The organism is Miltoncostaea marina, from assembly GCF_018141525.1.
GTDB classification, from domain to species: Bacteria; Actinomycetota; Thermoleophilia; order Miltoncostaeales; family Miltoncostaeaceae; genus Miltoncostaea; species Miltoncostaea marina.
This window is the reverse complement of the sequence record NZ_CP064655.1, coordinates 3099232-3112793: the sequence shown is the minus strand read 5'-3', so window position 1 is coordinate 3112793 and position 13562 is coordinate 3099232. Positions and strand designations below refer to the sequence as shown.

The window sequence follows — 13562 nt, the reverse complement described above, 5'->3', positions numbered from 1 at the left end:
AGCGCCTTCCGTATGCACGACGACCCGACCACGTCCTCCGGCGCGGCGGCCACCGTGGCCGGCAACGGGAGGGTGGCCATCACGCCCGAGCCCGCGGCGCCTCCCCGGCCGCCCGGCGCGCACGAGGTCGTGTTCGAGGCGCGCGGCCTCGACTTCCACTACGGCGACTTCGCCGCGCTCAAGGGGATCGACCTGCGCATCATGCGCAACCAGATCACGGCGCTGATCGGGCCGTCCGGTTGCGGGAAGTCGACGTTCCTGCGCTGCCTCAACCGGATGAACGACCTCATCCCGGGCACCCGCGTCGACGGCGAGATCCTGTTCCACGGTGAGGACCTCTACGCCTCCGACGTCGACCCCGTCGACGTGCGCCGGCGCATCGGCATGGTCTTCCAGAAGCCCAACCCGTTCCCGAAGTCCATCCGCGACAACCTCGGCTTCGGGATGAAGGTCAACGGGATGAAGGTCACCGACGACCGCATCGAGGAGGTCCTGCGCCGCGCCGCCCTCTGGGACGAGGTGAAGGACAAGCTCGACCAGGACGCGTTCGCGCTCTCGGGCGGCCAGCAGCAGCGCCTCTGCATCGCGCGCGCGATCGCGGTCGAGCCCGAGGTCATCCTCATGGACGAGCCCTGCTCGGCGCTGGACCCCATCTCCACGCTGGCGATCGAGGACCTGATGCACGACCTCGTCTCCCGCTACACCATCGTGATCGTGACCCACAACATGCAGCAGGCGGCGCGCGTCTCGCACACGACCGGCTTCTTCACGGTCGCCGGCATGGAGGACAACCAGCGGTACGGCGTGCTGGTGGAGCACGGCGACACGGAGCAGATCTTCTCCGCCCCACGCGACCAGCGAACGCAGGACTACATCACCGGGCGCTTCGGGTGAACGGCGGCACGACGAGCGCTTCGCCGCCGGCACGGCCCTGAGAGTCCGTCCGCGCGGTGCCGCGCTGGACCGCCGTACGGTGTACGTGACGACGGCGAGGAGCACGGCCGCGCCCGCCCCGGCCGATGACGGAGGGGGAGGGCGAACGCGAGCGGGACGCAGCCGGTGAACCCGGCGAGGGGCACGAGCCGTGGAGGGCGGCCCTCCGCGCGCGGCAGGCCCCACGCGCCGGCGGTGGCGATCGCCGAGTCGGCGAGGACGGTGACGGGCCAGCGGCCGATCGCGCGTCGCGCGTCGCCCGGCCGCGACCACGACGACGACGGCCGTGCCGCCGACGAGCGCCAGGCGGTGCGGCCCCGGGCGCTCGGGTGCACGACGACGAGGGTCCGGGGGCGGGTGGCCGTCGCGCCATGGCCGAGCACGGTCCGCGACACCCCGAGGAGGAGCCGCAGCCGGGCGCCGAGGGCGCCGAGGGCGGTCACTGCCAGGGCGGCGTTGACGGGCAGGGTGCTCTCGAGGGCGGTGGTGACGGCCCGCGGGATCCGTCCGCGCCCGCTCGCGCACCTCTCGCCGAGCGGCCCGGGTGCGGGCGGAGCCGGCGAGACGCCACGAACAGCAGGCCGGCGGCCTGGGGCACGCCGCCGACCCGGAGCAGGCCGCCGCCGTCCGCGCCACCGCACACGCCGGCGCGCGCGGTGTCCGCCCGGTCCCACGCCGGGCGACGGCCACTGCGGCCACCGCGGCCGGGACGGCGGCGACGATCACGGCGGTCGCCCGGGCGGACCGCTCCACCCCGGTCGAGGCGAGGAGCGTCGAGGCGACCACGGCCCCCGGCGCGACGGCCCGCGGGTGCTTCGGCCAGGCGTCGGCGCTCACGGCCAGCGCGATCGCGGCGCAGGAGGCGGTCGTGCGACCACGCGGCCCCGTCCGCCGGGTGGCCCCGGAACGGGCCGAGGCGCTCGCGCCCGTGCACGTACGTGCCGCCCGGCGAGGGGTGCCGCGCGCCCGGGCGCGCCGACGAGGTGGCGCTGCGGCGGGCGACCAGCGACGCCTCGCTGAGCCCGACGAGCAGCGCCGAACCACCGCCGCGTCGCCGGGGCGAGGGCGGCCGGCGCGAGGGGTGTCGCGCTCTCGCGCCATGCGGTCGGCGTGCCGGTCCGCGCCCGCCGCCGTGTCCCGGTCGCCCGCTGTGACAACTCCATGAAACCCGACCGCCGCCGAACCGCCGCCGAACCCGCTCTCGATCCCGACTCCCGGTCCGTCCCGCGCGCGTGACAGGTCGGTGAAGGCCGCGGCGAGGCCCTTCCGCCGCTCGGGCCCGCCGGTGAGCCTCTGCGTCGCGAACGGGCCGGCGCGGGCCGGCCCACGGACGAGGGGAGCGGCGGGTGACGACGATCGACCGATCGACATTCCTCAAGCGCAGCGCGGCGGCGGCGGCGGGGTTCGCGGTCGCGGGGCCGCTCACGGCGTTCCGGGCGCGCGCCGCCGTCGGCGCCCCCGTCGACGGCGAGGGCTACGGGCCGCTGATCGAACAGGGCGAGCTCGCCCTGCCCCGGGGCTTTCACCACCGCGTCATCTCCCGCGAGGGCGACCTGATGAGCGACGGATCGCCGACGCCCGGCATCTTCGACGGCATGGCGGCGTTCCGCGGGCCGACGAGCACGACGGTCCTCATCCGCAACCACGAGAACCGCCGCCGCCCCGGGGAGTCGCCCGTCGTCGTGCCCGACGACCTGCGCTACGACGCCGACCCGACCTACAACGCCGGCTGCACCAAGGTCGTGGTCACGCGCGGCGGCCGGATCGCCCGGAGCTTCGCGATCCAGGGCGGCACGTCGACCAACTGCGCCGGCGGGCGCACGCCGTGGGGCAGCTGGATCACCTCCGAGGAGGTGGTCGACGCCGGCGCGACCGGCGTCCGGCACGGCTACAACTTCGAGATCGACGCGTCGGCCGACGGGCCCGTGAAGGCCGAGCCGATCCGCGGCGCCGGGCGGTTCGTGCACGAGGCGGTGGGCTGGCTCGGCGGCGCGCTCTACCAGACCGAGGACCGCGGCCCCAACGCGTGCCTGTACCGCTACGTCCCGTCCACGCGGCCGCGGCGCGCCGGCGACCTCGCCCGATCGACGGGAGTCCTCGAGGCGCTGGCCGTCGACGGGCGGCCGGGCCTCGACACCTCGTCCGGGCTCTCCGTGGGGCGTCCGATGGCGGTCCGGTGGGTCCGGATCGACGAGCCCGAGCCCGCCGCGGACACGCTTCGGCTCGAGGCCGCCGGCAAGGGCGCGGCCATCTTCGACCGGCAGGAGGGCTGCTGGGTCGCGGGCGGCCGCTTCTACTTCTGCTGCACCTCCGGCGGCCCCGTCGACCTCGGGCAGGTGTGGGAGCTCGATCCCGCGGCGGGCACGCTGACGCTGATCTACGAGTCGCCGGGCCCCCACGAACTCAAGAACCCGGACAACCTCGTGGTCACGCCGACCGGCGACCTGCTCCTCTGCGAGGACGCGGACCCGCCGATGTACCTGCGGCTGCTCACGACGAGCGGGGAGATCTCCGACTTCGCGCGCGCGATCGACGCCCCGGAGTCCGAGTTCTGCGGCGCCTGCTTCGATCCCTCGGGCTCGGTGCTGTTCGTGAACCAGCAGGGCAACCGCGACGGCGAGGGCCAGAAGGTGCTCGCCCGCACCTACGCGATCACCGGCCCCTGGGCGCGCGTGCGCCGCGGTTGAGCGCACCGACCCGCCGGCTGTCGTCGGCGGGTGGGCCACGCCCTGTTCCCCGACCCCCCTCGGAGACGATCCATGCTTGACACCTCGCCCGTCCAGATCGTCATCGTGCTGGCGATCGTCCTGCTGATCGTCGGGCCCCGGAGGCTGCCCGAGCTCGGCCGCGGCCTCGGCTCGGGGATCCGCGACTTCCGGAGCGGCCTCACCGGCGACACAGCCGTACCCCGGGACACGGAGCCCGCCGGGCCGATGGCCGGGGTCCCACCGGACGCGCACGGGCCCGATGGTGTCGCGGGCGGATGAACGGCGCGCGGCCCGCTCAGGCGCGGGGGGCGTACCGGGTGATGCGGAAGGCGCCCGTCCCGCAGCGGTAGTGGCTCATGCTGTCGATCGGCCCGGTCAGCCGGAAGTGGGGGCGCCAGCCCCGGGGCAGGGTGCGGCGGGTGCCGGCGAACCGCACCCGGGTCATGCCGGCCCGCCGGGCCAGCCGCAGCGCCGCGGCCGACGTGCGGGCCCGCCGCACCTCCTCGACCGGCGCCTGGCACCGCGCCCCGAGGGCCGCCGGGCTGCCGGTCAGGTAGAGGTCGGACGCGATGCGCACGTCGATCGACTGGCGGTCCTGCGGCCCGAACGGCGACTCGGCGAACGCCTCCCGCCGAGAGGTCCCCATCACGATCCGCCACCCGCGGGGCGTCCTGCGCAGGGGCTTGACCTCGGGTTCGCTGAACCGGTACGAGACGGCGCGGGGCACCGCGCCGCCGCCGTTCAGAGCGATGATGCGCGGCAGCCGCGCGGCCGGCGCGCCGTCGCCCGGGCAGGGCCAGGCGTCCGACGCGGCGTAGCGGCCGGGCAGGGTGAACCGGTCGTTGACGTACCACCCCTGCGGGTCGGACGTGCCGTGGGGCTCGAGCCAGACGTCGCCGCGGCCCCTGAGCAGGTCGAAGCGCGGCGCCACGAGCTCCCACGCCACGCGGCCGTCGGCGATCGACGCGACCGACGAGGTCGCGGTGGCCCGCCATTCGATGGCCTCGCCCTCGGCGTCCGTGCCCGTGCAGATGACCGTCGTCGCGCTGTCGCTGCGCAGCCGGGTGACGCGTGCCGCCTGCACCTGCGGCGCGAACGGGCGCCGCACGGCCTCGCCCAGCTCCGGGCGCGCGACGGCGGCGAGGGTGTCGGCCCGGGCGGCCGCGGAGGGGTCGAACGTCATCGTCAGCTCGCCCGACCAGGCGGTGATCGGCTCGCCGGCGATGCCGCCCCACGAGGCCGTCAGCGTGCCGCGCACGCCGGTCCCGGCGGGCACGGCGCCGGCCGGCGGGGCCGTCGCGGCGAGGGCGGCGGCCGCCGCGCAGAGGGCGCCGGCGGCGGCGAGCAGGCGGGGCGCGGAGGGGGTCATGGCGCGGCAGGGTACGGCCTCGCCGCGCCGGCGCCACCACCCGTCCGGGTGGGGCGCCCCCCGCCGTCACGCCAGTGCGGGCTGCTCCCGCGGCTCCTGCGGCGCGAGCCGCCCGGCCTCGTGGAGCGCCTCCAGGGCGCGCACGGCCGCCGGCCAGAAGTGCGTGCCCGAGCAGCGGCGGCACTCCGCCAGGGCATTCATCCGGTCCAGCGGATAGGCGTAGTCGCGCATCGTGGTCATCGCGTCCCAGGCGTCGGCCAGCGCGAGGATCCGCGCCCCCTCGGGGATGTCCTCGCCGAAGCGGTTGTCGGGGTAGCCGCCGCCGGCCCACCGCTCGTGGTGGTGGGCGACCCAGGCGACCTGATCCCCGTCGAGCGCCTCGGCCACGATCCGCGCGCTGAGCGCGGCGTGGCCCTGCATCACCTTCCACTCGGCGTCGTCCAGCCGGCCGGGCTTCAGCAGGATGGCGTCGGGGATGCCGATCTTGCCCACGTCGTGCACGAGCCCGGCCTCGCGCAGCCGGGCCCGCTGGGCGGGGCTCCACCCGAGCTCGGCGGCGAGGGCCACCGCCATGTCGGCCACGCGCACCGAGTGGCGCTGGGTGGCGGCGTCGCGGGCGTCGATGGCGCGGGCGAGGGCGCGCAGCGCCACGAGCCCCTCCGCGCGGTCGCGGCGCAGCGCCTCGTCGACCGGCGCGAGCCCCCGCATGCCGTCCTCGCCGTAGCGGTAGGCCGCGTTGCGGCCGTGGGCCTTCGCCCAGTAGAGCGCGGTGTCGGCGTGGCCCAGCAGGGCGTCGGCGTCGAGGCCCGGGCCGAGCGTCGCGACCCCCAGCGAGACCGTCAGGTGCCCGGTCGCCGCGCCGAACGGCGTGGCGACGACGGCGGCCCGCACGCGCTCGGCGATCGCCAGGGCGGCCGCCCCGTCGGTGCCGGGCAGCAGCATCAGGAACTCCTCGCCGCCGATCCGCGCCACGAGGTCGTCGGCGCGCGAGCAGGCCGTCAGGCGGCGCGCCGTCTCGACCAGCACGGCGTCGCCGGCCGCGTGGCCGTGGGTGTCGTTGATCCGCTTGAAGTGGTCCAGGTCGAGCATGACCGCGCTGAGCGGCCGGCCGCTCGCGCGCGCCTCGGGCACGGCCGACCGGAGCGTGTCGTGCACGGTGCGCTGGTTGGCGAGGCCCGTCAGCGGGTCGGTCTCGGCGAGGCGCCGCAGGTCGACGGTCGCTCGCTGCAGCGCCCCGACCACGCGCCGGCGCACCCGGGCGATCAGCAGCCACCCGAGCCCCGCCACCAGCACGCCGGCGAGCGCGACGGCGGTGGCGATGGTCATCAGCCGGCGCAGCGTCGCCCGCAGGTCGGCGTTGGCCGCGCGCAGCTCGGCGCCGTCGGCGGCGGCCCACCGGTCGGCGGCGTCGACCAGGCGCCCGCGGATCGGCGCCAGCGCGGCGATGTAGCGGCGGTCGGCGGCCGAGCCGACGACGGTCGATGCGGGGGTGGTGGCCACGAAGCGCACGAGGTCGTCGAGGGCCCGGACGGTCTCCTCGGCCGCGCGCCGCTCGGGCGAGTCGCCCGGCTCCGAGGCGATCTCCTCGCGTGCGAGGCCGGCGGCCCGCCCCGCCGCCGCCAGCACGTCGCGCGTCGACTCGAGCGGCGTGCCCGCCTCGCCGCCGGCCCGGCGCATCCACATCGCCGTCTCCTCGTCCTGGAGGGTGATGCGGATCTCGCTCACGCCCTCGAAGCGGGCCTGCTCGACGCCGTAGCGGTGGAGCTCCTCCATGGTCCCGCGGCCGGCCCAGACGGCCACCGCCACGACCACCGCGGCCAGCACCACGAACAGCGCGGACTGCGCCGCCTGCAGCCGGCGCTCGGTGTGGGCCGCGCGCATCCAGCCGGGGTCGGCGGGGGCGTCGGCGGGTCGGGGGGCGCGTCGCCGCGGCAACATCGTCACCGCGTCTGTGTCGGTACCGCGCGGCGATCCGTGAGCGCCGACGTGGCGGTGGAACATCGGCAGGGGCGCCGGCCCGCCGGCCGGCGCCCCTGCCGATGCGGCTCAGCTCGCGGAGGCGGTGTGCTCCGCGTAGAGGCGCCGCAGCACGGTCGGCAGGATGCCGCCGTTGCGGATGTAGTTGAGCTCCGTCGGGCCGTCGATGCGCGCGAGGGCCTGGAAGGAGCCGGTGGTGCCGTCCTCGCGGGTGAACTCCACCGTGACCTCCTGCCGCGGCTGGAGGTCGGCGAGGCCGGTGATCGAGAAGGTCTCGCGGCCGGTCAGGCCGAGCTCCTCGTGGCCCTCGCCCTCGCGGAACTGGAGCGGGATGACGCCCATGCCCACCAGGTTGCCGCGGTGGATGCGCTCGAACGACTTGGCGACGACGGCGCGGACGCCGAGCAGCAGGGTGCCCTTCGCCGCCCAGTCGCGGCTGGAGCCGTTGCCGTAGAGGCCGCCCGCCAGCACCACGAGCGGCGTGCCCGCCTCCTGGTACTTCATGGACGCCTCGTAGATCGAGGTGATCTCACCCGTCGGCAGGTGCTCGGTCCAGTTGCCCTCCTTGCCGCCGGCGAGCGCGTTGCGCAGGCGGATGTTGCCGAAGGTGCCGCGCATCATCACCTCGTGGTTGCCGCGGCGGGAGCCGAACGAGTTGAAGTCGCGCGGCTCGACGCCGTGCTCCACGAGGTAGCGGCCGGCGGGCGAGCTCGCCGGGATGGAGCCGGCCGGCGAGATGTGGTCGGTGGTGATGGAGTCGCCGAGCACGGCCAGCGCGCGCGCCCCGACGATGTCGGTGACGCCCGGCGGCTCCGGGGTGATGTCGGTGAAGAAGGGCGGCAGCTGCACGTAGGTCGACTCGGGGTCCCACGCGTAGGTCTGCCCCTCGGGCACCGGCAGCGCGCGCCAGCGCTCGTCGCCCTCGAAGACCGTCCGGTAGCTCTCCGTGAAGAGGTCGCGGTCGACCGACCCGCCGATCGCCTCGGCGATCTCGTCCTGCGACGGCCAGATGTCGCGCAGGTAGACCGGGCCGTCGGCGCCCTCGCCGAGCGGCTCGGAGGTGAGGTCGATGTCGACCCGGCCGGCGAGCGCGTAGGCCACGACCAGCGGGGGCGACGCCAGGTAGCTCGCGCGGATGTTCGGGTGGATGCGGCCCTCGAAGTTGCGGTTGCCCGAGAGCACCGCGGCGGCCACGAGGCCGTTCTCCTCGATCGCCTGCTCGATCGGCTCCGCCAGCGGGCCGGAGTTGCCGATGCAGGTGGTGCAGCCGTAGCCGACGAGGTCGAAGCGCAGCCTGTCGAGGTACTCGGTCAGGCCGGCGCGGTCGAGGTAGCCGGTCACGGCGCGCGAGCCCGGCGCCAGCGAGGTCTTGACCCACGGCGGGGTCTCGAGGCCCTTCTCGACGGCCTTCTTGGCGAGCAGGCCGGCGCCCACCATCACGGAGGGGTTCGAGGTGTTCGTGCAGGAGGTGATCGCCGCGATCGCCACCGAGCCGGTCTGCAGCGGGAAGCGGTCGCCGTCGACCTGCACCTCGACCGGGCGGTAGTGCGGCCCGGCGCCGTTCGACTCGAGGCCCTCGGCGAAGTGGGTGCGGAACTCGTCGGCGACGTTGTCGAGCGTCACCCGGTCCTGCGGCCGGCGCGGGCCGGCCAGGCTCGGCACGATCGTCGACAGGTCGAGCTCGAGCACCTCGTCGTACTCGGGGTCCGGGTCGGCGTCGGTGCGGAACAGGCCCTGGGCCTTCGCGTAGGCCTCGGTCAGCGCGATCGTCTCGGCCGGGCGGCCGGTGACCTCCATGTAGCGGAGCGTCTCGTCGTCGATCGGGAACATCGTGGCGGTGGCGCCGAACTCCGGCGACATGTTGGAGATCGTCGCCCGGTCGGCCAGGCTCAGCCCCGACAGGCCGGCGCCGAAGAACTCCACGAACTTGCCGACCACGCCGTGGGTGCGCAGCAGCTCGGTCACCGTCAGCACGAGGTCGGTCGCGGTCGTGCCCGGGCCCATGCGGCCCGAGAGCTTGAAGCCGATCACGGTCGGGGTCGGCTGCGAGAGCGGCTGGCCGAGCAGGACGGCCTCCGCCTCGATGCCGCCCACGCCGAAGCCGAGCACGCCCACGCCGTTGATCATCGTGGTGTGCGAGTCGGTGCCGACGAGCGTGTCGGGGAACGCCTGCAGCTCGCCGTCGACCTCGCGGGTCTGGACGACCGGCGACAGGTACTCGAGGTTGACCTGGTGCACGATGCCGGTGCCGGGCGGCACGGCGCGGAAGTCGCGGAACGCCTGCTGCGCCCACCGCAGCAGCATGTAGCGCTCGCGGTTGCGCTCGTACTCGCGCTCGACGTTGAAGGCGAAGGCGCCGTCGGTGCCGAAGCGGTCCACCTGCACGGAGTGGTCGATCACCAGGTCGGCCGGCACGAGCGGGTTGATCAGGCCCGGCTCGCCGCCCAGGGCGCTCATGGCGTCGCGCATCGCGGCCAGGTCGACGACGCACGGCACGCCGGTGAAGTCCTGCATCACCACGCGCGCGGGCAGGAACGGCACCTCCGCGGTCGAGCCGGAGTTTGGACGCCAGCCCGCCAGCCCGCGCACGTCCTCGTCGGTCACGAACCCGCGCCCGCAGTTGCGCAGCACGGCCTCGAGGAGCACCTTGATCGTGTACGGCGTGCGCGCCAGGTCCCGGCGGACCGCGTCCAGCCGGTAGATCACGTGGGAGCGCCCACCCGCCTCGAGGGTGTCACGGGCGGAAAAGGGGTCCGGCGTGGGGCTCAAGACGATCTCCTCTGACGGTCGGCAGTCCAGCAGGAGATCCTATCGCAGGGCGATCGCCGCCCGGGCGCCGCGCGCCCGGGCGGCGCCGCTCAGCCCGGCGCGGTGAGGCGCCGGTAGGTGATGCGGTGCGGCCGGGTCGCCTCCTCGCCGAGGGTGCGCCGGCGCCAGTCCTCGTACTCCTGGAAGTTGCCCTCGAACCACCGCACCGTGCTCTCGCCCTCGAAGGCGAGGATGTGGGTGGCGATGCGGTCGAGGAACCAGCGGTCGTGCGAGGTGATCATCGCGCAGCCCGACCACGACTCGATGGCCTCCTCCAGCGCGCGGAGGGTGTCGACGTCGAGGTCGTTGGTGGGCTCGTCAAGCAGCAGCAGGTTGCCGCCGCCGGCGAGCAGCTTGGCCAGATGGGCGCGGTTGCGCTCGCCGCCCGACAGCTTGCCGACCGGCTTCTGCTGGTCGCCGCCCTTGAAGTTGAACGACGCCACGTAGGCGCGGGAGTTCATCTCGTCGGTGCCGCCGAGCTTGATGATGTCGTGGCCGCCCGAGACCTCCTCCCAGACGGTCTTCGCGGGGTCGAGGTCGTCGCGCGACTGGTCGACGTAGGCGAGCTGCACCGCGTCGGCGAGCCGGATGGAGCCCGAGTCGGGCTGCTCCTGGCCGGCGATCATGCGGAAGAGGGTCGTCTTGCCGGCGCCGTTGGGGCCGATCACGCCCACGATCGCGCCGGGCGGCACGGTGAAGGACAGGTCCTCCATCAGCAGCTTGTCGCCGAACGCCTTCGTGACGCCGCTCGCCTCGAGCACCAGGTCGCCGAGCTTCGGCGGCGCCGGGATGCGGATCTCCACCGCCCGGCCGCGGCGCTCGCGCTCCTCGGCCACCAGCCGCTCGTAGTTGGCGATGCGGGCCTTGCTCTTGGCCTGCCGCGCCTTCGGCGAGCTGCGCACCCACTCCAGCTCGCGCGCGAGCGCCTTCTGGCGGGCCGACTCGGCCTTCTCCTCCTGCTCCAGGCGCATGCGCTTCTGCTCGAGCCAGGAGGAGTAGTTGCCCTTCCAGGGGATGCCCTTCCCCCGGTCGAGCTCGAGGATCCAGCCGGCCACGTTGTCGAGGAAGTAGCGGTCGTGGGTCACCGCCACGACGGTGCCGCCGTACTCCTCCAGGTGCCGCTCCAGCCAGGCCACCGACTCGGCGTCGAGGTGGTTGGTGGGCTCGTCCAGCAGCAGCAGATCGGGCGCCGAGAGCAGCAGCCGGCACAGCGCCACGCGCCGCCGCTCGCCGCCCGAGAGGGTGGTCACGTCCTGGTCGCCGGGCGGCACGCGCAGCGCGTCCATCGCGACGTCGAGCTTGCGGTCGAGGTCCCAGGCGTCGAGGCGGTCGATCTGCTCCTGCAGCTCGCCGTACTCGACGAGCGCCGCCTCCATCTCGTCGGGCTCCATCCCGCCCAGGCGGGCGCCGATGTCCTCGAAGCGCCGCAGCAGCTCCACCTGGTGGGCGACGCCCTCCTCGATGTTGCCGCGGACGTCCTTCGTGGGGTCCAGGTCCGGCTCCTGGGGCAGCAGCCCCACAGTGGCGCCGGGCGCGAGGGCGGCCTCGCCGGAGAACTCGGTGTCGAGCCCCGCCATGATGCGCAGGAGGGTGGACTTGCCCGCGCCGTTCTGGCCCAGCACGCCGATCTTGGCGCCGGGGAGGAACGAGAGCGAGACGTTGTCGAGCACCACCTTGTCCGGGGGGTGGACCTTCCGGAGGCGGTACATCGTGAACATGTACTGGTCGGCCATGGGTGCCAGGGTAACGAAGGTTGCAGGACCCCGACCCTCAAGTCCGTATGCGCTACCGTCGAGACGCGACGACGAACGAGGAGCCGCGGAGGGCCGCGGCGGTGGCATCCCCGGGGGAGGGGACATGACGAGCTTCGACGACGGGCGTCCCGCCGGAGGGACCGGCCGTGTCGCCCACATGAGCGCGGGCGGATGGGGTCCGTACCATCGCCACGACTGCCCCGAGGCGCCGCACCGCGGCGACCCGGGCGTGCGCGACGTGGTGCACGGGCCGTGGCGCTACCTGGCGAGCCACTGGGCGCCGTGCCCGCGGTGCGCGCCGCCGGTGCCGGCGGCCCTCGGGCGCTCGCACGCCGCCTAGCCGCCGGGCGGCGGCCCGCTCGTCACCTCCGCTACCGTCAGTGGCGGACGGCAGACGGCGAACGGGAGGGATGTGCACGTGGACGTGACCGAGGCCAGCTTCGGCGCCGAGGTGATCGAGCGCTCGCATGAGGTCCCGGTGGTGGTCGACTTCTGGGCCGGCTGGTGCGGGCCCTGCCGCCAGCTCGCGCCCGTGATCGAGTCGGCCGTGGAGCGCCGGGCCGGCGCGGTGCTGCTGGCGAAGGTGGACATCGACGCCAACCCGAACCTCGCCCGCGAGCACCGGGTGATGAGCATCCCGTACGTGAAGGGCTTCCGCGACGGCGTGGCCGTGGCCGAGTTCGTCGGCATGCAGCCGCCCCCGGCGGTCGAGGCCTTCCTCGACCGGCTGGTGCCCTCCGAGACGGAGAAGCTCATCGCGGCCGGCGACGAGGCGTCGCTGCGTGCCGCGGTCGAGCTCGAGCCGGGCCACGTGGGCGCACGCGTGGCGCTCGCCCGCCTGCTGGTGGCCGACGGCCGCGCCGACGAGATCGTGGCGCTGCTCGACCCGGTCGCCTTCGACGCCGGCGCCGCGGCGCTGCTCGCGCGGGCCCGCCTGGCGTCGGCCGACCAGCCCGACGTGGCCGCCGGCATCGCCGCGCTCGGCCGCGGCGACGTGGAGACGGGGCTCGCCCACCTGCTGGACGCGGTCCGGGTGGCGCCCGAGCTGCGCGACGACGTCCGCGCCGCGATGCTCGGCGTCTTCGCCGAGATCGGCGAGCACCACCCGCTCGCCGTGCGCTTCCGCCGCCGCCTGGCGCAGGCCCTCTACTAAGGCGCCCCGCGCGTGAGCGACCGGCCCGGCTTCCGCCCGCCGGACAAGCCCGCCACCCAGGGGCTGTTCGCCGGGCTCGCCGGGCCGGCCTACTCGCGCCGGGCCGCCCTGCTCTCGCTGGGGCAGGAGCCGCGCTGGCATCGGTTCCTGGTCGATCGGGTGCCGGCCGGCCCCGGCGACCGCGTGCTCGACGTTGCCACCGGCACGGGCGCCGTGGCCGAGCGCCTCGTGCTGGAGCGCCGGTGCGCCGTGACCGGCGTCGACCAGAGCCTCGAGATGCTCGACGCAGCCCGCGCGCGCCTCGCGGACGCCGGGCTGGCCCAGCGCGTGACGCTCGTGCGGGCCGAGGCGGAGCGCCTGCCGTTCGCCGACGCGTCCTTCGACGGGCTCACCGTGACCTACCTGCTGCGCTACGTCGACGACCCCGCCGCCACCCTGCGCGAGCTGGCCCGGGTCATGCGTCCGGGCGCGCCGTTCGCGAGCCTCGAGTTCGGCGTCCCGCCGCGCGCGCTGCCCCGCGCGCTGTGGCGGCTCTACACCGGCGCGGTGCTGCCGGCCGCCGGCGCGGTCGTGGGCGGGGCGCCCTGGTGGCGGGCCGGGCGGTTCCTGCACCGCAGCATCCCCGACCTCTACCGGCGCCACCCGCTGCCGGCGCTGCTCGAGCTGCACCGCGCCGCCGGGCTGGGCGAGCTGCGCGTGCGCCGGCTCTCGTTCGGCGGCGCCGTCGTGATCTGGGGCCGCCGGGCCGGCTGAGCCCCCGGGGCGCGTGGACGGCGCCGTCGCGAGGGCGGCCCTCGCGTGGGGGGCCTGCGGGCTCAGATGCGCGCGCCGCCGGCCGATACGGGCGGCGAACGTCGGAC

General features: G+C 75.3%; 10 protein-coding genes. 6 read left to right on the top strand and 4 right to left on the bottom strand.

The features are described from left to right. The first annotated feature begins 12 nt into the window (after positions 1 to 12). The 3 genes from pstB to ITJ85_RS15720 all read left to right on the top strand — a co-directional run bounded on the left by pstB (position 13) and on the right by ITJ85_RS15720 (position 3920). Complete coding sequence (pstB, locus tag ITJ85_RS15730; RefSeq protein ID WP_217914052.1) at positions 13 to 894, top strand: phosphate ABC transporter ATP-binding protein PstB; 882 nt, start codon at positions 13 to 15, stop codon at positions 892 to 894. Positions 895 to 2279: 1385 nt separating this feature from the next. Beyond that, positions 2280 to 3620, top strand: coding sequence for an alkaline phosphatase PhoX (locus tag ITJ85_RS15725; RefSeq protein ID WP_217914051.1), 1341 nt, complete (start codon positions 2280 to 2282; stop codon positions 3618 to 3620). 72 nt (positions 3621 to 3692) lie between these two features. Further along, on the top strand, positions 3693 to 3920 hold the full coding sequence (locus ITJ85_RS15720; protein WP_217914050.1) for a Sec-independent protein translocase subunit TatA/TatB: 228 nt from the start codon (positions 3693 to 3695) through the stop codon (positions 3918 to 3920). Between the two features lie 16 nt (positions 3921 to 3936). On the opposite strand, the gene ITJ85_RS15715 is transcribed toward ITJ85_RS15720, so the two are convergent. The 4 genes from ITJ85_RS15715 to ettA all read right to left on the bottom strand — a co-directional run bounded on the left by ITJ85_RS15715 (position 3937) and on the right by ettA (position 11528). Next, a complete protein-coding gene (locus ITJ85_RS15715; protein WP_217914049.1) occupies positions 3937 to 5010 on the bottom strand; it encodes a hypothetical protein in 1074 nt (357 codons plus the stop codon). 66 nt (positions 5011 to 5076) lie between these two features. Next, entirely contained in the window at positions 5077 to 6891 is a 1815-nt protein-coding gene (locus tag ITJ85_RS15710) for a bifunctional diguanylate cyclase/phosphohydrolase (RefSeq protein ID WP_217914048.1), read from the bottom strand. 165 nt (positions 6892 to 7056) lie between these two features. Beyond that, positions 7057 to 9756, bottom strand: coding sequence for an aconitate hydratase AcnA (gene acnA / locus ITJ85_RS15705; protein ID WP_217914047.1), 2700 nt, complete (start codon positions 9754 to 9756; stop codon positions 7057 to 7059). 89 nt (positions 9757 to 9845) lie between these two features. Beyond that, entirely contained in the window at positions 9846 to 11528 is a 1683-nt protein-coding gene (gene ettA, locus ITJ85_RS15700) for an energy-dependent translational throttle protein EttA (protein WP_217914046.1), read from the bottom strand. A gap of 124 nt (positions 11529 to 11652) precedes the next feature. Between ettA and ITJ85_RS15695 the strand changes: the two genes are divergently transcribed. From ITJ85_RS15695 to ITJ85_RS15685, 3 genes are all read left to right on the top strand, one after another. Then, on the top strand, positions 11653 to 11889 hold the full coding sequence (locus ITJ85_RS15695; RefSeq protein WP_217914045.1) for a hypothetical protein: 237 nt from the start codon (positions 11653 to 11655) through the stop codon (positions 11887 to 11889). A gap of 78 nt (positions 11890 to 11967) precedes the next feature. Beyond that, positions 11968 to 12702, top strand: coding sequence for a tetratricopeptide repeat protein (locus tag ITJ85_RS15690; RefSeq protein WP_217914044.1), 735 nt, complete (start codon positions 11968 to 11970; stop codon positions 12700 to 12702). Positions 12703 to 12714: 12 nt separating this feature from the next. After that, complete coding sequence (locus ITJ85_RS15685; protein WP_217914043.1) at positions 12715 to 13455, top strand: class I SAM-dependent methyltransferase; 741 nt, start codon at positions 12715 to 12717, stop codon at positions 13453 to 13455. Positions 13456 to 13562 lie beyond the last annotated feature (107 nt).